This window comes from Streptomyces sp. NPDC005281 (assembly GCF_040607495.1).
Lineage (GTDB): Bacteria > Actinomycetota > Actinomycetes > Streptomycetales > Streptomycetaceae > Streptomyces.
Genome location: NZ_JBEXGX010000058.1, coordinates 1475 through 24394, shown reverse-complemented (window position 1 = coordinate 24394; position 22920 = coordinate 1475). Strand labels below are relative to the sequence as shown.

At 70.1% G+C, this 22920-nt stretch carries 21 protein-coding genes and 1 pseudogene; 16 read left to right on the top strand and 6 right to left on the bottom strand.

The genetic code is table 11. From position 1 onward, the window contains the following. Positions 1–94 precede the first annotated feature (94 nt). The 6 genes and pseudogenes from ABZV42_RS40280 to ABZV42_RS40255 all read left to right on the top strand — a co-directional run. Positions 95–241, top strand: a pseudogene (locus tag ABZV42_RS40280) (IS5/IS1182 family transposase); the annotation flags it as partial. A gap of 255 nt (positions 242–496) precedes the next feature. After that, entirely contained in the window at positions 497–1330 is an 834-nt protein-coding gene (locus tag ABZV42_RS40275) for a hypothetical protein (protein ID WP_355987274.1), read from the top strand. Then, positions 1330–3666: a bifunctional serine/threonine-protein kinase/ABC transporter substrate-binding protein gene (locus tag ABZV42_RS40270; RefSeq protein WP_355987276.1), complete on the top strand. Its 2337-nt coding sequence runs from the start codon at positions 1330–1332 to the stop codon at positions 3664–3666. The genes ABZV42_RS40275 and ABZV42_RS40270 overlap by 1 nt, the downstream gene beginning before the upstream one ends. Further along, positions 3666–5948: a bifunctional serine/threonine-protein kinase/ABC transporter substrate-binding protein gene (locus tag ABZV42_RS40265; protein WP_355987279.1), complete on the top strand. Its 2283-nt coding sequence runs from the start codon at positions 3666–3668 to the stop codon at positions 5946–5948. Before ABZV42_RS40270 ends, ABZV42_RS40265 begins: the two co-directional genes overlap by 1 nt. A gap of 261 nt (positions 5949–6209) precedes the next feature. Further along, positions 6210–7199 (top strand): aldo/keto reductase, encoded by a 990-nt coding sequence (locus tag ABZV42_RS40260; RefSeq protein WP_355987281.1) that lies wholly within the window; start codon positions 6210–6212, stop codon positions 7197–7199. A 110-nt stretch (positions 7200–7309) separates the two neighbouring features. After that, positions 7310–8176, top strand: coding sequence for a hypothetical protein (locus tag ABZV42_RS40255; RefSeq protein WP_356057145.1), 867 nt, complete (start codon positions 7310–7312; stop codon positions 8174–8176). Positions 8177–8194: 18 nt separating this feature from the next. Here ABZV42_RS40255 and ABZV42_RS40250 read toward each other — a convergent pair whose 3' ends face one another. Further along, positions 8195–8875 carry an NAD(P)-binding domain-containing protein gene (locus ABZV42_RS40250; RefSeq protein ID WP_356057143.1) on the bottom strand — a complete coding sequence of 227 codons (681 nt, stop codon included), beginning with the start codon at positions 8873–8875 and terminating at the stop codon, positions 8195–8197. Positions 8876–9024: 149 nt separating this feature from the next. Between ABZV42_RS40250 and ABZV42_RS40245 the strand changes: the two genes are divergently transcribed. The 4 genes from ABZV42_RS40245 to ABZV42_RS40230 all read left to right on the top strand — a co-directional run bounded on the left by ABZV42_RS40245 (position 9025) and on the right by ABZV42_RS40230 (position 12912). Next, positions 9025–9882 carry an endonuclease/exonuclease/phosphatase family protein gene (locus tag ABZV42_RS40245; protein ID WP_355987288.1) on the top strand — a complete coding sequence of 286 codons (858 nt, stop codon included), beginning with the start codon at positions 9025–9027 and terminating at the stop codon, positions 9880–9882. Positions 9883–10272: 390 nt separating this feature from the next. Next, positions 10273–11106, top strand: coding sequence for a PIG-L family deacetylase (locus ABZV42_RS40240; RefSeq protein WP_355987290.1), 834 nt, complete (start codon positions 10273–10275; stop codon positions 11104–11106). Positions 11107–11685: 579 nt separating this feature from the next. After that, a complete protein-coding gene (locus ABZV42_RS40235) occupies positions 11686–12768 on the top strand; it encodes a helix-turn-helix transcriptional regulator (protein WP_355987293.1) in 1083 nt (360 codons plus the stop codon). Beyond that, positions 12769–12912: a hypothetical protein gene (locus tag ABZV42_RS40230; RefSeq protein WP_356057141.1), complete on the top strand. Its 144-nt coding sequence runs from the start codon at positions 12769–12771 to the stop codon at positions 12910–12912. 34 nt (positions 12913–12946) lie between these two features. Here the strand turns inward: ABZV42_RS40230 and ABZV42_RS40225 are convergent, their stop codons facing one another. The 3 genes from ABZV42_RS40225 to ABZV42_RS40215 all read right to left on the bottom strand — a co-directional run bounded on the left by ABZV42_RS40225 (position 12947) and on the right by ABZV42_RS40215 (position 15960). Next, on the bottom strand, positions 12947–14041 hold the full coding sequence (locus tag ABZV42_RS40225; protein WP_356057139.1) for an ABC transporter substrate-binding protein: 1095 nt from the start codon (positions 14039–14041) through the stop codon (positions 12947–12949). 180 nt (positions 14042–14221) lie between these two features. Beyond that, the gene (locus ABZV42_RS40220) at positions 14222–15103 is read right to left on the bottom strand and encodes an ABC transporter permease (RefSeq protein WP_355987297.1); all 882 of its coding nucleotides are present in this window, start codon (positions 15101–15103) and stop codon (positions 14222–14224) included. After that, a complete protein-coding gene (locus ABZV42_RS40215) occupies positions 15100–15960 on the bottom strand; it encodes an ABC transporter ATP-binding protein (protein ID WP_355857955.1) in 861 nt (286 codons plus the stop codon). Before ABZV42_RS40215 ends, ABZV42_RS40220 begins: the two co-directional genes overlap by 4 nt. A 236-nt stretch (positions 15961–16196) precedes the next feature. On the opposite strand from ABZV42_RS40215, the gene ABZV42_RS40210 reads away from it, so the two are divergent. Together ABZV42_RS40210 and ABZV42_RS40205 are read left to right on the top strand one after the other, a co-directional pair. Continuing rightward, positions 16197–17861 (top strand): sensor histidine kinase, encoded by a 1665-nt coding sequence (locus ABZV42_RS40210; RefSeq protein WP_355987299.1) that lies wholly within the window; start codon positions 16197–16199, stop codon positions 17859–17861. After that, on the top strand, positions 17858–18547 hold the full coding sequence (locus ABZV42_RS40205; RefSeq protein ID WP_355987302.1) for a response regulator: 690 nt from the start codon (positions 17858–17860) through the stop codon (positions 18545–18547). Before ABZV42_RS40210 ends, ABZV42_RS40205 begins: the two co-directional genes overlap by 4 nt. 107 nt (positions 18548–18654) lie before the next feature. Here ABZV42_RS40205 and ABZV42_RS40200 read toward each other — a convergent pair whose 3' ends face one another. After that, positions 18655–19338: a TetR/AcrR family transcriptional regulator gene (locus ABZV42_RS40200; protein ID WP_356057137.1), complete on the bottom strand. Its 684-nt coding sequence runs from the start codon at positions 19336–19338 to the stop codon at positions 18655–18657. A gap of 107 nt (positions 19339–19445) precedes the next feature. Between ABZV42_RS40200 and ABZV42_RS40195 the strand changes: the two genes are divergently transcribed. Then, positions 19446–20198, top strand: a complete 753-nt coding sequence (locus tag ABZV42_RS40195; protein ID WP_355987307.1) for a hypothetical protein — start codon at positions 19446–19448, stop codon at positions 20196–20198. Positions 20199–20349: 151 nt separating this feature from the next. Here ABZV42_RS40195 and ABZV42_RS40190 read toward each other — a convergent pair whose 3' ends face one another. After that, entirely contained in the window at positions 20350–20610 is a 261-nt protein-coding gene (locus ABZV42_RS40190) for an integrase core domain-containing protein (protein WP_355987320.1), read from the bottom strand. Between ABZV42_RS40190 and ABZV42_RS40185 the strand changes: the two genes are divergently transcribed. The 3 genes from ABZV42_RS40185 to ABZV42_RS40175 all read left to right on the top strand — a co-directional run. Continuing rightward, positions 20497–20994 (top strand): hypothetical protein, encoded by a 498-nt coding sequence (locus tag ABZV42_RS40185; protein ID WP_355987324.1) that lies wholly within the window; start codon positions 20497–20499, stop codon positions 20992–20994. The genes ABZV42_RS40190 and ABZV42_RS40185 overlap by 114 nt on opposite strands. Next, the gene (locus ABZV42_RS40180; protein ID WP_355987309.1) at positions 20991–21539 is read left to right on the top strand and encodes a hypothetical protein; all 549 of its coding nucleotides are present in this window, start codon (positions 20991–20993) and stop codon (positions 21537–21539) included. Before ABZV42_RS40185 ends, ABZV42_RS40180 begins: the two co-directional genes overlap by 4 nt. 114 nt (positions 21540–21653) lie before the next feature. Continuing rightward, positions 21654–22920: trypsin-like serine protease (locus tag ABZV42_RS40175; protein ID WP_356057135.1), on the top strand; the 1267-nt coding region annotated here is incomplete at its 3' end.

Here is a 22920-nt window from a genome sequence, read left to right as displayed (position 1 = left end):
TGACCGGGAAACCGTCATGTCCGGTTCGGCGGGAGGCCGCGCGGAACAGGACTCGCCCTCATGGTGAGCACCTCGCCGCGCGGCCGACCCAACCGGATGGATCATGATGCACCGCCGCCTCGCCCGCGACTACGAGACCCTGCCCACCAGCTCCGAAGCCATGATCCACGTCGCCTCGATCGACAACCTCACCAAGCGCATAACGGACGAGACCACCCCTACCTGGCGAGGAACCTACTAGGAAATAAACGGCAATTCGCCTACACCAAACGCCCTCTGAGGCCTTCGGTACTTCACCCGGTGTGATGCACGCTGCTGGCGAGATCGGTGTGACCGACCGCCAACATCCGTTCACCGGGCAGGCGGGGCGTTCTCCCGGCACGTCCTCTGTTCGTGCAACCGCCCGCCCGCTCCTGGCGTCCGTCGATAAGATCACGGCATGCGAGCGGGGGGCTCGTGACCGAGGGGGGCGGGAATGCAAGACGATAACGCTGTTGTGCTCAAAGGGACTTGGCGGTGGAGGGTCGCCGCGTCGGTTGCCACGGCGGCCGTGGTGCTCGGCGGCTGCGGTTCCGGGGACGGCGGCAAGGCGGCCCGGCCGAGCCCTTCGAGATCCGCGGAGGCGACCGAGTCCGGCTCTCCCTCGGCCGCCGCGTCCGCGTCCTCCTCGGGCGCTGACGCGTCGTCGCGGACGCCGTTCCGGGCGGACCCCGCCAAGGTGCCCAGGACGAAGAGCCGGGCCGAGGCGCTGGTGGCGGCCGTAGCGCTGAAATCACAGGGGTGGGGCGCGGATTTCCGGGCGCAGCAGCCGGCCGCGAGCACCCCGGGCACCTTCGCCGTGCTGGACGAGCAGTGTCGCTGGGAGCGGCAGGCGCTGCCCAAGGACGTCCTGGCCTCCCGCTCCCGTTACAGCGAGATTCCCGCGGCCGACGGCAAGGGCGATCTAAAGGTGACCGCGGGGGTCACCGTGCACACCACCGTGCGCGACGCCGACCAGCGGCTGGCCTCCACCTTGGAGGAGCCGTTGCGCTGTCGGCAGCAGCAGGTCCGTACCGACGAGCGCATCGCCGGGCTCATCTCGACGGCCACTCCCTACGGCCAGGGCAACAACACCTACTCCGACGACCAGATCGTGGAAATAGGCAAGTACCTCACCCGGAGTGGTCAGCAGACCTACCGCTGGTACGTCACCCGGCTCGGCACGGTGACCCTGGCGGTGTCGGTGAAGGGCGCCAAGGGCTACTCGGACGACGAGTTGGAGAAGTACGGGGCGAACGCGAACGCCACGATGATCAACAGGGTGGAGCAAGAGCTCGGAGGAGACAGCTGATGGAGCCGCTGCGTTCGTCGGATCCCGCGCGTGTCGCGGACCACCGTGTACTCGGGCGGCTCGGCGCCGGAGGCATGGGCGTCGTGTATCTCGCACGCTCGCAGGGCGGCGCGCTGGTGGCGCTGAAGGTCCTGCTCGCCGAGTACGCCGAGGAGCCGGGCTTCAAGGAGCGGTTCCGCCGCGAGGTCGAGGTCGCCCGACGGGTCGACAACCCCTGGGTCGTGCCACTTGTGGACGCCGACCCGGACGCCGAGGCACCGTGGCTTGCGACGGCGTTCGTGCCCGGACCCTCGCTGGGTGAGGCCGTGACCGCGTACGGGCCGCTGCCCGAGCACGGTGTCCGCCTGCTCGGCGCCCGCCTGGCCGAGGCGCTGGGCGAGGTGCACCGGGCCGGCCTTGTCCACCGGGACCTGAAGCCGGGCAATGTACTGATCGCCCATGACGGGCCGCGGCTCATCGACTTCGGCATCGCCCGCGCGCCGGAGGACCGGACACTCACGGCGACCGGGATGGTGGTCGGCACACCCGGCTACCTGTCTCCCGAGCAGGCCGAAGGGCGTGGCGGAGACGGCATCGGCCCGGCGAGCGACGTGTTCTCCCTCGGCTGTGTCCTCGCGTTCGCGGCGACCGGCCGGGCGCCGTTCGGCAGTGGAGCGGTGGACGCCCTGTTGTACCGGGCCGTCCACGACCCGGCGGACCTCGACGGGGTGCCGGCGGGGCTGCTCGAGGTGCTGGGCCGCTGCCTGGACAAGGATCCTGCCCGGCGACCGAATGCCGGTGAGCTGGTGCGGGAGCTGACGACCGACGGCGCCGCCCAGGACGAAGGAGCGTCCGGGGCGCCAACGCGTGATGAGGGGGCGTCCGGCGCGGCTTCGCGTGATGATGGGGCGTCCGGGGCCGTATCGCGGGACGACGGATCGTCCGGGTCGGCTTCGCGGGACGACGGGTCGTCCGGGTGGCTGCCCGAGCAGGTCAATCGGCTGATCGCCGAGCGCTCGGCCGCCGCGCTCGCCCTGCCGGACATCGAGAACACGCTGGCTCCGTCCGACGCGCCGGCCGCTCCCGACCCGGCGGAGCCCGACACGCGCGAGACGTCCGGGCCGGCGGAGCCAGAGGACGCCCGCTCGCCGGGCCGGCGTCGTTTCCTGCTGCTCGCCGGCGGGGCCGCGGCACTGGCGGTGGGCGGGGGCGGGGCCTGGTGGGCGGCCGCCCGCGACGGCGGCTCGGGAGGCGAAAGCCCTGCCGCCGCGTCCTCGCGCCGACCGGTGCACACCATCGCGCTGCACGGCGACCTCAGTGGTCCGCAGCGGGAGACGGGCCGGGCGCAGGAGCGCGGGCTGCGGCTCGCGGTCGCGGAGTTCAACGCGCGCGACGGCGCCCCGTTCACCGTGAAGGTCAAGGCCGTCGACGACGGGGGCGATCCGAAGGCCTCGGCCCGGCTCGCCGCGGAGCTCACCGGCGATCCGGCGGTCCTCGCGGTGGTCGGCCCGACCACCGACGACACCGCGCAGGCGGCGCTCGCGACGTACGACGCCGGACTGCTGCCGGTCGTTACCGTTACCCCCGGCTCGACCGCCCTGGTCCTCCAAGGGTTCCGCTCGTTCCTGCTCGCCCGGCTGCCGGACGCTGTGCTGCCGATCTACGTGAGCAACTATCTGCGGGGCACCGCCCGATCGCGCAAGGTCGGCATCGTCGTCGACCGCCCGGCCGGCACCTACGGGACGACTCTTGGCAGTTCGCTGAGCAATGCGCTCGGCAGCATCCAGTACCCGTCCGTGCCGGAAGTGGTCAGCGCGATGCGGCCCGACTTCGGCAGCGCGGTGGACTCGGTGCTCTCCGCCGGCGCCGACTCCGTGTTCTTCGCCGGTCTGCCCGACCGGGGAGCGCTGATCGCCGCGACGCTGCGGGAGCGCGCCTTCAAGGGCGCGCGGGTGTCCGGCCCGGCACTGCTTGACGAAGGGTTTCTGGCGCAGGCTCAAGAAGGTGCCGAGGGCTGGGTGATGGTGGCTCCGGTCATCGACGCGACCCGTAAGCCCGAGGCCCGGAAGTTCGCCGCCGCCTACCGCGAGCGTTTCAAGGAGGCACCGCCCCGGTACGCGGCCGAGGCCTACGACGTGACCGGGATGCTGCTCAAGGCGCTGGCCGGGCTGCCGTCGAAGAGCCGTACCCGGCAGAACCTGCTCACGGCCGTGCGGGACGGAAAGTATGTGGGCATCACCAAGACGTTCGCCTTCGAGAAGACCGGCATGATGGTCATCGACGGCACCGGCGGCTTCCTCTGGCGCGTGCACCAGGGTGCCTTCGTGTACGACGGCCCCGCGCCGCTCACCGTCTGATGGAGCCCCTGCGGGCCGGCGACCCGCCCCGGATCGGCCGCTACCGTCTGCTGCGGCGGCTGGGCGCCGGCGGCATGGGCGTGGTCTTCCTGGCCCGCGCGCCGGGCGGGGCGATCGCCGCGGTGAAGACGGTCCGGCCCTCGTACGCCGACGAGAGCGGATTCAGGGCCCGTTTCCGCCGTGAGGTCGAGGCCGCCCGGCAGGTCGGCAGCCGCTGGGTGGTACCGCTCCTGGACGCGGACGGCGACGCGGAGACACCGTGGCTGGCGACCTCGTACGTACCGGGGCCCTCGCTCGCCGAGGCCGTGGACGACTTCGGACCACTGCCGCTCGCCTCCGTGCGGGTGCTGGGCGTGCGGCTCGCCGAGGCGCTCGAAGCGGTGCACGGGGCCGGTCTCGTGCACCGCGACGTGAAGCCGGGCAACATCCTGCTGGCCCCGGACGGGCCGCGGCTCATCGACTTCGGCATCGCCCGCGCGCCGGAGGCCACCGCGCTCACCTCCAGCGGCGTGATCGTCGGCTCGCCCGGCTTCCTGTCGCCCGAGCAGGCGCGGGCACGGGGCGGTGAGATCGGCCCGCCCAGCGACGTGTTCTCGCTGGGGTGCGTCCTGGCGTTCGCCGCGACCGGGGTGCGGCCGTTCGGCGGCGGCGGGGCGGCGGGAGTGCTGCTGCGCACTGTCTACGAGGAGCCCGATCCGGCGTCGCTCCCGGATGCTCTGGCACCCCTGCTGAGAGCCTGCCTGCACAAGGATCCGGCCGGCCGCCCGAGCCTTGTGCGGCTCCGTTCGACGCTCGGGGAGGTGACGGCGTCCGGCTCCTTGGTACCGTCCGGCTCCGCCGAACCGTCCGACTGGCTGCCCGTGCCGGTCACCCGGCTGATCAACGACAGGGCCGCCGCCGTACTCACCATCGGTGCGATCGAGCCGACTCGAGTGTCCGCGTCCGCAGCGTCAGGCGGGGCGAGCACGTCGGAAACGCCGAACATGGTGAATGCGGCGAGCGCGCCGTCGCCGGAGGCCGCGACGATGACGGCCGTCACCGCCACCCGCCCCATCCCGGGCGGATTGGGCCGCCGCGGCTTTCTGCGCATCGGCTCGACGGCGGGACTCCTCGCGGCGGGCGGCGGCGGGGCCTGGTGGTGGAGTACCCGGCCGGAGCCGGGAACGCCCACGTCGTCCGGGACCGGCAGTCCGCGCCCCGAACTCGGCGTCGCGTTCCACGGCGACCTGACCGGCACCCACAAGGAGAGCGGGAAGGCCCAGCTCAACGGCGCCCGGCTGGCCGTCGAGCAGTTCAACGCGCGGAGGGAGCGCCCGTTCCGGCTGAAGCTGCGAAGTTACGACGACGGCGGTGACACCGGGCGGGCCGGCGAACTGGCCACCCGGCTGACGAAGGACGCCGGGGTACTCGCCGTACTGGGCCCCACCACCGATGCCTGCTTCCGCGCCACCGAGAAGACGTACACCCAGGCCGCGATGCCCGTCGTGTCCGTCTCGGTGGGCACCGACACGCTGGGTTCGACGTTCGGCATGAGCGTCTTCCACTGCCATGCGGCGCTGCGCGTCACGTACGGGCTCCTCGCCGCCCCCTGCGTCCGCTATCTGAGCAACCACGTCGACGCTCGTCGTGTGTTCCTCGTGGACGACCGGGCCCAGGGCGACTTCGCCTGGACCGTGTGCGACCAGACCGAGCGGGCACTGCGGCACAACGGCCGGGACGCCACGGTGACCCGGGTGGCAGCCGGGAGGATCGACTACGCGTCGCTGGCCGCCGAGGTGAGGTCCGCCCGTGCCGACGCGGTCCTCTTCACCGGCGACGCGGCCCGGGCCGCCGGACTGGCGTCGGCGCTGACCGCCGCCCGGTTCACCGGCGCCCGGATGGCGACGGAACGCGCCCTGGACCCACGGTTCCTCGCGTCGGCCGGCCCCGCCGCGAGGGGCTGGGTCTTCGCCACGTCCTTCACCGACCCGACGGCCCGCGCCTCCGCCCGCGCGTTCACGGCGGCCTACCGCGCCCGCTTCGGCGCCGGCCCCGGCTGGTACGCGGCCGAGGCCTACGACGCCGTGATGTTCCTGGCCCGGGCCTGCGAGAAGGACGGCACGACACTGAAGGAACGGGGCGCGATCGCCCGCCGGATGCCCGAGATCACGTATTCCGGCATCACCCGCACGGTGAAGTACGCGTCGGGGTACGGCTACAACCACGACGCGATGTTCGAGTTCCAGGTCGTCGACGGCGCGTTCCGGTATCTGGGGCAGTACCAGGAGGCCGCAGTGTCCTGAGAGGCGGGACAGCTGCCGTGTGTTCCGGCCGAGCGCGGCCCCGTCGCCCGCCGCCTTCGCCCGTCGTCGCGGCGGGCACGTTCCGCGCATCGACCGACTTGCGCTGGAGTGCGCTCGAACCCGTAGCGTCGCAGACATGACGGCGTACGAAGCCCGTGTCGCCGACCTCCTCCCACGGGATGCCGGCGCTGGAATTCGCCGATGAGGGGCTTCGTGCACTGGATCGACGAACGAGCGTGCAGGGAAAGGCTGGGACACGACATGCAGAAGCGCAGTCTGCGGGACCTCCAGGTATCGCCCATCGGCTTGGGGTGTATGGGCATGTCCGCCTTCTACGGATCCACGGATCAGGAGGAGGCGATCGCGACCATCCGGCACGGCCTCGACCTCGGGGTGAACTTTCTCGACACGGCGCAGATGTACGGGCCGCTCACCAACGAGTCGCTCGTCGGCGACGCGGTCCGGGGGCAGCGCGACCAGTATGTGATCGCGACGAAATTCAACTACCGGATGGACGACGCCGTACCGGGCGACATCAGTACGGTCGGCCCGCAGGACGGCTCGGCCGAACACGTCCGCAGCTCCGTCCACGGCTCCCTGCAACGTCTGGGGACCGACCACATCGACCTGTACTACCAGCACCGGGTCGACCCGAACGTACCCATCGAGGAGACGGTCGGCGCGCTGGGTGAACTGGTGGCCGAGGGCAAGGTGCGGTTCGTCGGTCTGAGCGAGGCGAGCGCGGAGACCATCCGGCGCGCCAACGCCGTACACCCGATCACCGCGGTGCAGAGCGAGTACTCGCTGTGGTCGAGGGATGTGGAGGCCGAGGTCCTGCCCGCCTGCCGTGAGTTGGGCATCGGCTTCGTGCCGTACTCGCCGCTGGGCCGCGGCTTCCTCGCCGGCCGGTTCACCTCGCCGGACGAGCTGGACGCGAATGACTGGCGCCGGCAGAACCCGCGTTTCCAGGACGCCAACCTGGAGGCGAACCAGCGGCTCGCGGCCAAGGTGAAGGAGATCGCCGCCGAGAAGGACGTGACCCCGGCCCAGCTGGCGATCGCCTGGGTGCTGGCCCAGGGCGAGGACCTGGTCCCGATCCCGGGCACCAAGCGCCGTACCTACTTGGAGCAGAACGCCGCCGCGGTCGACATCGCCCTGACCAAGGACGACTTGGCCCGCATCGACGCGGAGCTGCCCGAAGCGGCGGGGGAGCGGTACGACGAGGCGGGGATGCGGTCAGTCAATCGTTAGCCGGTGGGTCTGAGGGGTCCGAGTCGGTCCGAGTCACGGAAATCTGAGTCAGTCCGAGTCCCTGAAATCCAGGGAAGCCACCCGAATATCGTCAGCTTGACGATATGGTGATGGTGTTGTCGGTCGGGCCTGTACGCGGCCCGTCCGCGCTGCCCTGGAACCGGCTGACCTCGGAGGACTCTGTGACACTCGGCGAAGACACCCCCGGCACGGTGATCGTCCGCCGCGAACGGCTCGTACCGGGGGACCCCGCGTGGCTCTGGGACTTCCACCGGGCGCACTCCATGCTCCTCGCCCCGCTCGCCGCCGCGGCCGAGCGCGAGCCGGCGCAGCTGCCGGACGGCATCGCCCCGGTGGCCGCCCTGACGGCGTGGGAGGCCCTGTGCACCGCCCTCCCTGAAGAACTGCGGACCCATGTCCCCGAGCCCGGCGAGCCCGCCGACGACCTCGCCGAACCCGCGGAACTTGGACGCCCCGGGGGATCGGTGAGCGATCGCGTGCTCCGGCAGGCCGTGCAGGAACGCGACCGGGTCGCCCGGGGCAGCGGCCTGCGGGCACCCGACGGACGCGAACACATACCGGTGTACCTGGTGGAACTCGCGGTGCGCGATCTGGGCACGCTCGCGGCCCTGCTGCACCGCCTGACGCAGGTTCTCACCGGACGGCTGCACGGCGCCGCGCTGCTGGACCGGATCGCCGAACGCCACCCTTACCCGCTCGGCCCGTCCACCGCCTCCAGCCTGTGCGGCCACCTGCGGATCCTGCTGGACACTCTGCGGCCCGAGCCGGCGCCGCAGGACCTGGCACTGCTTCGGCCACTGCTCGTGACGTCCGCACATGCGGACCTCGTCGAATCAGCCTCGCGCATGCTGACCGCCGAGCAGGAGGCCGCCTACCGGCGCTTCGCCTGCCGGGTCGCCGACGCTGTCTGTCCGGGCGACCTCCGGGAGAGCGCCGCCTTCGCCTGGCGGTACTGAGGCCGGCGGTCGCGGGTGTCAGCGGGCGGCGGCCTCGAGGCGGGCGCGGACGAGGTCGACTCCGGCCGGAGTGGCCTCGGCGTTCATGAAGTCAGCGGCGCCGCCCGCGTACGGCAGCCCGTACACCGGGGTGCCGGGCTGCGAGCGCCAGCTGTCGGCGAGGCCGCCGTACGCCAGCGCGTCGAAGCCGAGCAGGTCGAGCAGTTCGGCGGCGTGTTTCACCGCCGCCGGGTCGTCGCCCGCGATGGGCAGCGCGGTGCGGTCCGGCGCCCCTTTCGGGCGGGCCAGCGCGCCCAGGTGGCGGAAGAAGATGTTGTTGAACCCCTTCACCACGTGAGCGTCCGGCAGGTGACCCTGGAGCAGTTGGCTCTCCGTGGTGGTGCCGTCCTTCAGCGCGGTGATCTCGCCGTCGCGCTCCGGATAGTAGTTGCCGGTGTCGATGACCGTCTTATCCGACAGGGGAGCGACCGGGATCCGGTCGAACGCCTTGAGCGGCACGGTCACCACCACCCAGTCGCCCGCCGCACCGGCCTCCGCCGGGGCCGCCGCGCGGGCCCGCGGGCCGAGCTCCGCGACCAGGTCGCCGAGTGTCTCCGGGCCGCGCGAATTGCTGAGCACCACGTCCAGGCCGGCGTCGACCGCCAGCCGGGCCAGCGTGCCGCCGATGTTTCCACTGCCGATGAGTCCGAGAGTCGCCATGATGATGACAACCTCGCACGGCGGCCACGGATTCCGCCGCCGACCCGCAGGCGTATCGAGGCGACATCAATGGGGTGGCTCGCGAGAGGTTCTTGATCTGGATCATCGATACGGGCCGTACGCGCCGCCCGGCCAGTACGATCAACGCCGTGAGCGGCTCTGCGCACGTCCCGACAGGCGACCGGACGAAACCCGACGAGTCCGTGAGGGCCCTGCGCCTGCTGACCATGAACACCCTCTTCACCGGCGATGTCCCGGCCAGGCTGGGTGCCCTCGGCGCGGCGCTCGACCGCTCCGACTACGACATCGTTTGCCTCCAGGAGGTCATGTTCCGCCGCAACGCCCGGCTGATCCGCCGTGCCGCCCCCGCGTACCGGCACTACGCCTGCTCGGGCACGGTCCTGCTCAAGGGCGGCCTGGTGCTGCTGTCCCGGTGGCCGATCACCCGATGGCGATTCGTCCGGTACCCGATGACGGGCCCGGTGCGCGGCGAATTCTTCATGCGCAAGGGTGCCCAGCTGGCGTCCGTCGCCACCCCGGACGGCGAGCTGGTGGTCGTGAACACCCACCTGTCGGCCAACCGCGACGACGACTGGTCCCCCACGAACCCGTACACGCGAATCGTGGCTGCCGAACTCGCCCGGCTCACCGGGCTGATCACGGCCATCGGCCCGTCCCTGCCCGTCGCCGTGGTCGGTGACCTGAACGTCCCGCGCGACTCGGCGGTACTCGCCGACTTCGTCGCCGCGGCGGGGCTGCGCGACCTCCTCGCCGGCGATACGCGTCCGACCTACCGGCCGACGCCTCGGTGGCCGTCGCCGCCGGCCTTGGACCACGTACTGGTCAGGGCCGCGGCCGGCGAGACGCTGACCGGCGGCGCCGACTTCGTGTTCCAGGACAAGATGACACTGGGTGACGGCCGCCAGGCCTACCTCTCCGATCACTACGGAGTGCGGGCCCGGCTGATCCGGTCGAATCGACACGGAGAGGGGCCCGGCCGGGCTTGAGCAGCACAGGGGGCAGACACGGAGCCGCCCAGTCGGAATCGGGGGGAGACGTGGCGGCGCGCCGGCGTGACCACACGCACGGGCGGTCCCACCGGCCCTGTGGCACCGGATCAGTCGGGATCAGTCGGTGAAGGCGGCGACCCTGGGCTGCGCCCGCGCCGGGGCGGTGTGGTCGGCGCCGTCGAAAAATTCCGACGTCTGGACGACCACGTGGCCGGGCCGGGAACAGCAGGACCGGCCGGCACGGTTGCATCGACCGAGGGACCGGCGGCACGCGGGCGGGGAACACGGAGGCACAAGGTCCTCCGCCCCACCAGGATCCGGGTTTCAGGATCGTGGTAAGCCCGTCGCGCTCTCGGACCAAGACCATTTTTTTGGAGGACTGTTTTCATGACTGAACGGCCGTTGACACTCATGGCAGTACACGCCCACCCCGACGACGAGGCCACCGGAACCGGAGGCGTTCTGGCGCAGTACGCGGCGGAAGGCATCCGCACGGTTCTCGTGACGTGTACCGACGGCGGTTGCGGTGACGGACCGGGGGGTGTCAAGCCGGGCGAGCCCGGGCACGATCCCGCGGCGGTCGCCCTGATGCGTCGTCAAGAACTCGAGGCGAGCTGTGAGGTCCTGAAGGTCAGCGATCTGGAGATGCTGGACTATGCCGACTCCGGGATGATGGGCTGGCCGAGCAACGACGCCCCCGGATCTTTCTGGCGGACCCCTGTGCAGGAAGGCGCGGCCCGGCTCGCGGAACTCATGCGGCACTACCGACCTGATGTGGTCGTCACCTATGACGAGAACGGCTTCTACGGTCACCCCGACCACATTCAGGCTCACCGCATCACGATGGCGGCGGTGGAGATGACCGAGCTGACGCCGAAGGTGTACTGGACCACGGCGCCCCGCTCGATGATGCAGCGGTTCGGCGAAGTCATGCGCGAGTTCCATGAGGACATGCCGGAGCCGGATCCCGCCGAGGCCGCCGCGTTGGCGGAGATCGGCCTCCCCGACGATGAGATCACCACGTGGGTGGACACGACCGCGTTCAGCGGTCAGAAGTTCGACGCGTTGGCCGCGCACGCCAGTCAGGGCGAGAACATCTTCTTTCTCAAGATGGGCAAGGAGAGGTTCGGCGAGCTGATGGGCATCGAGACTTTCGTACGTGTCCTGGACGCCACGGGCGCGGCGGTGCCCGAGAAGGACCTCTTCGCCGGACTGCGCTGATTCGACCGCCGGCCCGCCCGCCCGCCCGACCGCCCGCCCGACCGACCGGGTGCGGGCGCTGAGGAGTGGTGTCCGGGGGGCGTCAGTCGAACTGGGCGGGCCGCGATCCGCATTCGGGCGCGAAGCCGTCCGGTGCTCTGAGGGTGGGCCGGCTCCCCGGACGGCAGGGTGGGCCGGCTCCCCGGACGCCAGGGCGGGGGAGTGAACAGCCGGGGGTGCCGGCCCACCCGGGTCCGGAACGCCCGACGGCGCGGGCGACATCCGGAACTCGGTGACCGTGCGCGGCACTTGAGGCCGAGTCCGTGGGAGTTGATCGTAGGCGGGGGGTTCGCATACACAGATTTCACCTCCCCGCGTCTATCCGCGTAGCTGCCCGGTGCGCTGGGATGTCCACATCCAGGACCCGGTGTGATCGGTGATCGTCAGCGGCGCATGCGGCCCCGCGGGCAGGGCGGGCGCGGCGTGCGTCATCGGCTTGCGACACGGCGTACGGGCATTGGACGAAACGGCTTGTGCGCGGCGAGCTCGCCCCGTAGAAAACATGAGGCGCTCCACGATTTTTTCACAACAGGGGAAAGAGTGTCGATCACGTTGCGAGCATCAGGCCTGCCGAGACTCAACCCGGATGGCAGGGCGGTCTACGAGCTGGCCCTGACCGCCCCCGGAGTATTAGCCTCCGCTCTTCCCGAGCAGTTGGGTCGCGAACCCGCCGCGATCGAGATGGCGGTCAGCGACCTCCAGGCGCTGGGTCTGCTGTGCCCGGCCGACGACGGGAGCGGGATGCTCACGGCCGTGAGTCCCGACAGCGCCGCCGCGCAGACCCTGTTCCCCAGAGAGCAGGCGGTGAGCGAGCAGCTGAGCGAGATAGCCGAGGCCCGCGCCGAGATGGAGCGGCTACGACCGCTGTACGCCGCCGCGCGAGCCAACTGGCTTCAGAACAGCGCCATCGAGATCCTGCCGAACCTGCACTCGGTGCGCAGCGTGCTCAGCGAACTCGGCGCGGCCTGCACCAGCGAGATGCTCACCTCGCAGCCCGGTGGCGGCCGGCCCACCCCGGTCCTTGAGGAGGCGATCGCCCGGGACGAGGACATGCTGCGGCGCGGGGTCAAGGTCCGCACGCTCTACCAGCACACGGCGCGCTACAACCAGCCGACGGTGGCCTACGTCGAGCGGGTCGCTCGACTCGGCGCCGAGGTGCGCACGCTCAGCGACGGGTTCCCCCGCCTGATCGTCTTCGACCGGCAGGCCGCCGTGATCTCGTTGCACGGACGTCCGCTGGGCGGGGTCCTGGTGCACGACCAGAGTGTCGTGGACATCGTGGTCGCCTCCTTCGAGCGGGCCTGGCCGAGCGCCACCCGCTTCACCGCCGACTATCAGAAGGAACAGGTGCATGCCCTGTCGGCCGAGGTGAAGCAGGACATCACCCGGCTGCTGGTGTCCGGCCTCGACGACCGGGCCATCGCCCGCCGCCTGGGCATGGGTCTGCGCAGCTGCCAGCGCCACATAGCCGAGATCATGGAGCAGTTGGGCGCTCGAAGCCGCTTGCACGCCGGGTATCTGATCGGCCGGGCCGGGCTGCTCGACGACGCGGACCCCGACGGGACCGGGCCCTCGGACGTCCCTCCCGCGGTGTTCGACACCGACGGGCTCACCCGGACGTGAATGGACGGGCGCCCGCGGATCCGGCCGGAACCCGCCCAGGCCGCCGCGGAGTTCGCCAAGACGTACCTGCTCGTCCGGAGCGGCACCGGGACCGACATCGCCGCCGCGCCCAAGGTGTTCACCCGCGGGAGGCCGCCCAGGTGAAAGTCACCTGGGCGGCCTCCCGCGTCGCGCCGGCTCAGCCGTTCGGGCCGGCCGGGGTCGTGGTCGTCTTGAAGCCCTCGGTCTTGTTGGCCTGGATGGCGAAGTCATTGGTGAACGTCTTGCTGAGGTCCACCGCCCCCTTCACGTTGCCGACCAGCTTCTCCGTCGCCAGAGAGGTCTTCGGACCGCCGGCGGGCATGAGACCGTCCGGGAGGAACTGGCCCTTGTCCTGGTCGAGGGCGGCGATGTAGTCGGCCTTCGTCACCAACTGGTTCGACACGAACGCAGCCGGCAGCTTGTTCGCGATGTCGGCCGCACTGTGGGTGTTGATCCAGTGCATGGTGGCGACGAGCGCGTTGACGACCTTCTGCACCGCGTCCTTGTGCGAGTCCACCCACTCGGTACGGGCGAGCACACTGGCAGCGGGGAAGGCGCCGCCCATCGCGGCCGTGGCGCCGTCCGTGGTGGCCAGGTCGATCGCGGACGCACCAACACCCTTCTTCTGGATCGCCGCCACCGTCGGCTGTGTCGTCATGACACAGTCGACCTTCCCGTTCTGCAGAGCGGCGATGGCGGTGGAGCCCGCGCCGACCCCGATCCGGTGGTACTGGCTGGTCTTCACGTCCTTCTTGGCGGCCAGGAACTGGGTGAGGGTGTCGGTGCCCGAACCCAGGTCGGTGACGCCGAGGGTCTTCCCCTTGAAGTCGGCGGCCGAGTGGATCCCCGACTTCGTGGTGCACATCTCTCGCTCGCCAGGCGCTCCGGAGAGCTGGACGACGTCCTCGACGTTCTTGCCCTTCGCCTGGAACTCGATCGTGTGGTTGTACCAGGCGCCCGCCATGTCCACCTGCCCCGAGGCCATGGCCGCCTCGGCGCCGACGCCACCGTCCTGCTCGGTGCTCAGCTGGACGTCGACGCCGTACTTCTTGTAGTAGCCGAGGCTCTTGGCGAGCTGGTACGGCAGGTAGATCTGCTTGTCGATACCGCCGACCATCATCTTGACGGTCGGCGTACCGCCGGAGCCGCCGCTCGCGGTGGTGCTGCCGGAGCTGCCGGAACAGGCGCTGACGGCACCGAGGGTGAGAACGGTGAGCAGAGACGCGGCGACGGCGACGGGTCGTCTGGACATGGCTGGCACATTCCTTTTCTGAGGTGAAACACGGGAGGGGAGGGTGCGTACAGGTAGGTGCAGATGCGCACAGGTAGGTGCAAGTGGGTACAGGTAGGTACCGGGGAGGCTCGGACTGCGGCGTGGGTCGGCAGGGGTCCGGGCGAGTGACGTGACGTGGCGGGACGGCGGGGGCGGCGGTCAGATGGTGCCGCCGGCCTCGGACGGGGCCGGCGGGCGCCAGGACAGCAGCCGGTGCTCGACCTTGCCGATCAGCCACTCGGCGCCGAGCACGACGACCGAGATGACGAGCATCGTGGCGAACACACCGTTGGGGTCGAAGTTGTTCTGGGCGGTCTTGATGACCAGGCCGAGGCCGCTCTGTGCGCCGAGGACCTCGCCGACCAGCGCGCCGACGATGGCGAAGCCGAAAGCACTGTGCAGGCTGGCGATGATCCAGGTGAGTGCCGAGGGCACGGTGACGTGCCGGATGACCTGCCATTGCGAGGCGCCGAGGACCTTGGTGTTGGCGAGGATGTTGCGGTCGACCTCTCGGACGCCTTGGAAAGCGTTGAAGAAGACGATGAAGAACACCAGCACCGCGGCGAGCAGGATCTTCGGCAGCGTGCCGATGCCGAACGCGACGATGAAGATCGAGCCCAGGACGATACGCGGGATCGCGTTGACCATCTTGATGTAGGGGCCGAGCACATCGGCGAGGAAGGGGCTCTGGCCGAGCGCGACCCCGAAGATCACTCCGGTGACGGCACCGAGGGCGAAGCCGACGAGCGCCTCCTGGATCGTGGTCCAGATGTTGGCGTAGAAGGACCCGAACTCGGTTCCGTGCTGGAAGAGTTCGATCAGCCGTTGGGCGATGCCCGACGGCTGCCCGAAGAAGAACTTGTCGACGATCCCCCAGGTGGTGAAAGCCTGCCAGCCACCGATGACGAAGGCCGCCAGACCGATGCGACTCGCCCACACCCGCAGAGTGCGCCGCCGGACGGCGCGCCTGGCGGCGGCTTTGGCGGAGACCGGTGGGCCGTCCGTGACCGGAGCGGCGGAAACAGTGGACGTCGTACTCATGCCGTACCTCCTGCGGTGCGTGCGTAGGCGCGCTCCACCTCCTCGCGCAGGCAGTCCCAGATCTGGTGCTGAAGTTCGATGAAGCGGGGCTGGAAGCGGATCTCCTGGACAGAGCCGCGCGGGCGCGGCAGGTCGATGTCGAAGACCGCCTTGACCGAGCCGGGGCTGGACGTCATGACGACGACCCGGTCGGCGAGTGCCACGGCCTCGTCGAGGTCGTGGGTGATGAAGATGACCGACGGCCGGATCTGCTCCCACAGGCCCAGCAGTTCGGTCGACATGATCGCCTTGGTCTGCACGTCCAGGGCACCGAACGGTTCGTCCATGATCAGGATCTTGGGTTCGTTGATCAGCGCCGCGGCCATCGCCACGCGCTTGCGCATACCGCCCGACAGCTGGTGCGGGTAGCGGTCCTCGAAGCCCGTCAGACCCACCCGGCGCAGCCAGTCGCGTGCCGAGGCCTGGGCCTTCTGCTTGGGCACCCGGCGGAAGACCGGGCCCATCAGGACGTTGCCGAGGACCGTCTTCCAGGGCAGCAGCGCGTCGGTCTGGAACATGAAGCTGACGCCGTCGGTGACGCCGTCCACCTCACGGCCGCCGACCTTGACCGAGCCCTCGCTGGGCCGGTCGAGCCCGGACACCATGCTCAGTGTCGTCGACTTGCCGCAGCCGGTCGGGCCCACCACCGCGCAGAACTGGCCCGGCTCCACGGTGAACGAAACGTCCTGAAGGGCTGTGAACACCTCACCGGCGGGTGTCAGAAATCGTTTGGTGAGTCCTGAGATCTCCACTCGCGCGCTGTCCCGGCCGGTCGTCTCGGCGTCGGGGCTCGGCGCGAGATCGTGTCGCGAAGCCATTTGATTCGGTCTCCTTTCCTGACCTCGGAGGTCGAGGAAGGCAGACGCTAAAGGCCGCCCGGTATCGCGTCGCGCTTTCAGACGTATCCCGCGTTAGCCGTGTTACCAGGGGTTCTGCGCGTTCTGCTCACCGGGGCGGGGGTAGGCAGGGTGTTCTCGGTGGGTCACAATCACGCCATCACGGGTACGGCAAAGGGGCCGGGCCCGGCAGCACGACAAGGGCGTAGGCACCTGTGATGCCCATCCGTATCCGGATCGGCCGCGGCGGCAAGGGGAGGCTCTCCGCGCGGATTCTGGCCAACCAGTTGGTCATCCTGACCCTCACCGGAGCCATCGGGTTCGTCCTGTTCGCGTTCGCCCAGCGGGACGAGATCGACCGCGCCTACGAGCAGCGGGCGGTGGCCATCGCGCAGACCACGGCCGCCGATCCGCAGATCCGCCGGGCCATGCAGTACGGCGGTGGCGGCGACATCGTGCAGACCGTCGCCGAGCGGATCCGAAAGGCGTCGGGGGCGTCGTACGTGGTCGTGATCGACCTGAACGGCCTCCGTCACTCGCACCCCGTCCCGGCGCTGATAGGCGAGCCGGTGGGCGACCCGATCGTGGTGCTGGACGGCCGCCCCCATGTGGGCTCCGACCAGGGCGCGACCGGGCGGTCCGCGAACGGCAAGGCTCCGCTGTACGGGCCCACGGGCGCGCTGGTCGGCGAGGTGTCGGCCGGCCTCCCGGAGCACTTCGTGCTGGGCGAGTTGTGGCGGGAGCTGCCCACCTTCGGCCTGTACTCCACGATCGCCGTCGCGCTCGGTTCGGCGGCGGCCTTCCTGCTGGCCAGGCGGCTGAAGCGGTCGACCTTCGGGCTGGAGCTGGAGGAGATCGCCGGACTGCTCCAGGATCGCGAGGCCATGCTCCACGGCATCCGGGAGGGCGTGATCGCCTTCGATCCCGACGGCCGGATCACGGTCGTCAACGACGAGGCCCGCAACCTGCTCGGCCTCGGCACCGCGCTCAGCAGCAGGCTCGAGGAGGTGCTGCCCGACGGTCGGCTGCGCCGCGCCCTGGACGGCACCCTGACCGGTACCGACCTCAGCGTGCTGACCGACGACCACTGCCTGGTCGTCAACCGGATGCCGGTGACCCTGCACGGCCGCGAACTGGGCGCGGTGGTCACCGTTCGCGACCGCACCGAGCTGGTCGGGCTACTGCGTGAACTGGACTCGGTGCGCGGGCTGACCGACGCCCTGCGCGCCCAGCAGCACGAGTTCACCAACCGCATGCACACCGTGGCCGGGCTGCTGGACATCGGCGACCGCGACGCCGCCTACGAGTACGCCGTCGAGTCGGCCGGAGCCGACCAGGCGCTGACCGAGTCCGTACGCGAACGGATCGGCAACACGCTGCTCGTGGGGCTGATCGTCGCCAAGACCACGGTGGCCGCGGAACGCGGGGTGCGGATGGTGCTCAGTGACGACTCCGCGCTCGGCGAGGACCCGCCGCATCTGCGCCGGCTGCTGACCATCGTCGGCAATCTGCTCGACAACGCCATCGACGCGGCCTCCGGCGGTCCGCCCCCGGCGGGTGGCCGGGAGGTGCTGCTCTCGCTGGTCGAGGCCGTCGACCTGGTGATGGTGCGGGTCGCGGACAGCGGTCCGGGGATTCCGCCGGGCGCCGCCGAGTCGATCTTCGAGGACGGCTGGTCGACCCGGCCGGCTCGGGACACCGTGCGCCGCGGGCTGGGACTGCCCCTCGTCCACCGGCTGACACAACGGCACGGCGGCACGATCACGGTCAGCGAGGGGCCGGGCGCGGTCTTCACCGTCGTACTGCCGCTGCCGGACATGACCCCCGAGCCACGCGACGCACAGTTCACGACGGCCTCTTCGGCGGGAGGTGACCGCGGATGATCCGGATCCTGGTGGTGGACGACGACTTCCGGGTCAGCCACATCCACTGCGACTACGCGTCCCGCGTCGACGACTTCGAGGTGGTCGGCCGCGCGGCGACCGTGGCCGAGACGCTCGAGGCGGTACGCACCCTCCACCCCGACCTGCTGCTGCTCGACGTCTTCCTGCCGGACGGTAGCGGACTCGAGGTGCTGCGGCAGCTCAGCGGGGACGAGGGTGGCGCCCGCCCCGACGCCATCATGATCACCGCCGACCGGGACATCACCTCGGTACGCACCGCCATGAAGCTCGGCGCGGTCGGCTATCTGGTGAAACCGTTCGGCTCCGCCGACCTGGCCGAACGCCTCACCGCCTACCGGGAACTCCAGCAGCGTGCGGACGCCTTCGGCCAGGCTCCCCGTACCGAACAGGCCGACGTCGACGCCCTGTTCAGCGCCGCCCGGCCACCGGCAGTCCCCAGGGTCCCGGCCAAGGGGCACTCGGCGCCGACCCTCGCCCTCCTGCACCAGGTCCTGCGCACCGCCCGCGACGACCTCTCCGCGGCCCAGGCCGCCGAGCTCACCGGAGTCTCCCGCGCCACGGCCCAGCGGTATCTCTCCTACCTCGTACGGGAGGGCATGGTCCGCCTCGAACTCCGCTACGGAGCCACCGGCCGCCCCGAACACCGCTACCGGATCATCCACTGACCCGGACGCCGTCGGGCCGAACTTATGGTGCGGCTCCTCCGCGAGCAAGGCCGGCCGGTGCGCGGAGGGCTGATCGATTCCGTCGATCGGAGATGGACCTTCCTGATCTACTTCACTGAAGACGACAGCTTGGGGCAAGGGCTGTCCCCCGCAGGGGTGTTGGAGGGCGCCCCGATCAGTTGCCCGATGCCGGTGCAGATGAGCCGCACGCTCAGGATGAACTGTTCGTCTTCGGTGTGCGAGGACGCGACGGCGACCGTCATGGGGAAGCGCTCGTGGAGGTCGGCTGTGTCCTGGGCAGTGACGTGCGGCGCGGGCGGGTCGCCCTGCTCCTGCAGAACGAAGCCGGTGATGTGGCTGAACAGCGTGTCAGCGGCGATGCCGCGGTGATGCTCGGGCACTCCGGCGGTGGACAGGGTTTGCAACAGCCGTTCCATGAGTGACAGGGCGCCGACGCTGAGCAGTTTTGGGCTGTCGGCGAGCATGACAGCTCCGCCAGGGTGTTGGCGGATGCTCCGGCGCAGCGAGGTGGCCTGCGCCTCCACTTGGGCCTGCCAGCTTGCCCGCTCGGGCAGGTCTGCCAGCGCGGCGGTACCGGCGTCGTAAGCCTGGCGAGCCATCCGGTCCGCCATCAGCTGGAGCAGGGCGCCCTTGTTGGGCACGTGGTAATAGAGGCTTCCGGCCTGTGCGTTGAGCCGCTCAGCCACCCGACGCATGGACACCCCGTGGTACCCGGCCTCGGCGAACACGGCAAGGCCCGCTTCGACGATACGGTCTGCGCTGAGCTTCATGACATCCAGACTACCCAATTTCTAACACCGTTTGAATAGTGTCATGCTCAGCGCTAACATCGCGCTGGACAGCTTGCCAAACGGGGGTTCGAAGGGGGGTGGTGACGATGGGCGCACTGCTGTTCAACGTGACCACGGCGGGACTGATGGTGCTGATGTTCAAGGCCGGTGTGGCCCTGCTGGGCGAGGGCACAGTGGGCAGACGCCGCATCCCGTGGGCCGCCGCCGGACTTACTGCGGTGGCGCTCTGCGCAGTCGTGACCCAGCTCTGCTGGTCAGGGGCGATGGCCGCGTTTGACAGTGACCCGTCCAAGTCGGGGTGGTGGCGCGTCGTCACGTCGGTCTTCATGCAGAACGGCGGCCCCCTCGGGGCGGCGTGGAACATCGCCACCCTCGCCACCATCGCCGCCCTCGCGGAGTGGTTCTGGGGTGCTCCGCTGATGATGGCTCTGTTCGCCGCGGGCATCATCCTGCCGCAACACATCGACTCCCTCTTCGGCGCGTCCGACCGCGCCAGTACCGATCCGCGCAACTTCGCCGGGAGCTCGGGCGCCACTTACTTTCTCGCCGCGACGCTGGCCGCCGCACTCCTGCTGCGCGTCGGCACCCGCCCCGAAGCCCGCACGCACCGGCTGCTCGCGCTCGCCGTGCCGGCCCTGGGTCTCGTACTGTGGTTCGCCCAGTCCAACGGACACGGATTGGTGACGGTCTACGGCTTCGCCCTCGGCCTCCTGGCCCGGTTCCTGGCCCGCCCGATCCTGCGCCCCGACCTCGACCTCGAACGGCGCCCACGGACCACCATGTCCTCGCTGGCCGGCGTCGTCGGCAAACGGCCCGGTCCCGACAGGCCGGCCAACTGACGCACCGCCCTGGCCAACCTCGCCGCCCTCACCCTCGACGAACTCACCCACGCGGTTCGAACAGGACTCCGCAGCATCCAGCACCGACCGGCCCTCCTGACCGCGTTCCTTGCCCACACCGGACTCGAAATCCACCCCAGCACCAACCTGATCAGCAAAGCTCAGTGAGTGGTCGCTGTGGGCACGTTATGCGACTGCAGGCAGGGCGGAAGCGTGCCAGCAGATTTGTCTGCTGTTGGTGAGAGACGGCTTCGTATTCGGCTGGCGGGACATGACCTGTCTCACCGTGGAGTCGGCGGTGGGTGTACCGGTCGGCCCACTTCGCCGTGGCCAACTCGACGTCGCTGAGGGCCTTCCAGGGCCGCTGAGGTTTGATGAGTTCGGTCTTTTGCAGGCCGATTGTCGATTCCAACAGGGCGTTGTCGAGGACGTCGCCGACGGAGCCCTTGATCTGTTCGGCGGCCAGGTGGGCGGTGAGGCCGGCAGGCACGGCCTTCCCGGCAGGTCGCGGGGCTCGATAACTCCATGGTCTTGGAAGCCGCGCCTGTTCCGCTCTCCCTGGCCGACCAACCTGGCAGAACGTCACGAACCGGATGCCTGGCGACTGCGCCCTCCTTCCTGCCTGTTCTTTTGTGGATTCTTTGACGGGAGGCTGTACAACCCTCGCCATGCCATGATCCACATCACACGACGACCTCAACTCCCGCCCGTTGTCGCCCTGTTTGTCCGGTTGATAAATATCTATACAAGGGATTTTATTGCCCATCACCAAGGCGACGAAAAGGAACAGCTATGAAGGCGAGACCCGCACGGGCCCGCATGCCGAAGACGAAGACCCTCCTGCGCACCGCCGTGGCGGCCACCGCTGCCGCCGCCCTGAGCTGGCTCGCACTGGCCGGCGGCTTACCCGCCGCAGGCGGCACCGACGGCACGGCGCAGGCCACGTCCGTCGCCGATGAGGCACCGGGGTACGCGGTCGAGGACTTCAACTACCCGAACGCGGACAAGATCCTGGCGGAGAAGAACATCAAGCTGAAGCGCGGTGACGGTCACATCACCCTCGCCGACTGCGCCACCGGCACCGGCCAGCTCGAGGTCTACGCGCGCAGCCGCACCGACAAGGTCTGCTTCCAGGTGACGGGCAACTCGGGCCGGCTCACCCTGGAAATCCCCGCGGTGTACGGAATGAAGGGCAACGACTACTCCACCCAGGTCGACATGACCACGGGCACCGAGGAGAAGTCCTTCGACATCCCCAAGAACACCTTCACCGGAGTGGGCGAGAGCGCGGACCCCGACGGTCGCGACTTCATGCTGATGGAGATCCGGACGGCCAAGTAGCGCCAGGTCAGGGCTCCGTGCACCGGAGTCCCGCACGGCCGACAACCTACCCTCCTCGTCAGCCACTCTGCAGCGGCCACCGGTCGCGCAGACCTCGCATCAAGGACCCTCGTCATGCAGCTCACCAGATCTGTGCGCGCCGCCGCACTGGCCGCGACCCTGATCGCCGGGCCACTAGCGCTCAACGTCCCGGCCGCGAACGCCGTCACGGGCCCTCCGACCACCGATGCCGCCTACTCCTATGCCGTACGCCTCGCCATCGGCGATGGCGCACGGGCCTGCTCAGGAGCGCTGGTTGACGCCCGGTGGGTCCTCACCGCCGCCTCCTGTTTCGTCGCCAACCCCGCCTCGGGCGCCTTACCCGCGGAGGGCGCGCCGGCCGAGAAGACCGTCGCCACGATCGGCCGTACCGACCTGACCACCACCAGCGGTCTGGTCACCGACATCACCGAGCTCGTGCCCTACCAGGGGCGCGATCTGGTCCTGGCCCGCCTGGCACAGCCCACCACAGGGATCACCGGGATCGCCCCGATCCCGTTCGCGGCAACCGCGCCGACCGCCGGGGAGACCCTCACGGCCGCCGGGTTCGGCCGTACGAAGACCGAGTGGTCACCGCTCGCCCTGCACACCGGGGCCTTCGCCGTGGACTCCGCCCAGGACGGCCAGGTGGCCATCACCGGGCAGGACACCTCGATCTGCGCCGGCGACGCCGGTGGGCCGCTGATCCGCCAGAAGGACGGCAAACCTGAGCTGGCCGGCATCAACTCCCGTTCCTGGCAGGGTGGCTGTTATGGACAGGACGCGACCGAGACCCGCACCGGCGCGCTCTCCTCGCGCGTGGACGACACTGCTGTGCACGACTGGGTGCAAGAAGTCCGCGGGCGCCTGCGCGAAGTCGTGACACCGGCCGATGTCACCGGGGACGGCCGCGCCGACCTGGTCATCCAGGGCACCGACGGCAACATCACGGTGCGCACCGCGAAGGCGGCTCCCTCGGGCAGCCCCTCGCTCCGCTTCAGCACGGGTGTCCTCTGGAGCGCCGGCTGGTCCAACTACCTGGGTCAGCCTGGCCAGGGCCGTCTGTACTTCGCCGACGTCAACGGCGACAAGAAGGCGGACCTGATCGTGCACGGCACGGACGGTAAGGTCTCGGTCCGCTTCAACAAGGGAACGTACTTCGACGGCGGCACCGACTGGAGCGCCGGCTGGTCCAACTACCTGGGTCAGCCTGGCCAGGGCCGTCTGTACTTCGCCGACGTCAACGCCGACGGCAAGGCCGACCTCGTCGTGCACGGCACGGACGGTAAGGTCTCGGTCCGCTTCAACAAGGGAACGTACTTCGACGGCGGCACCGACTGGAGCGCCGGCTGGTCCAACTACC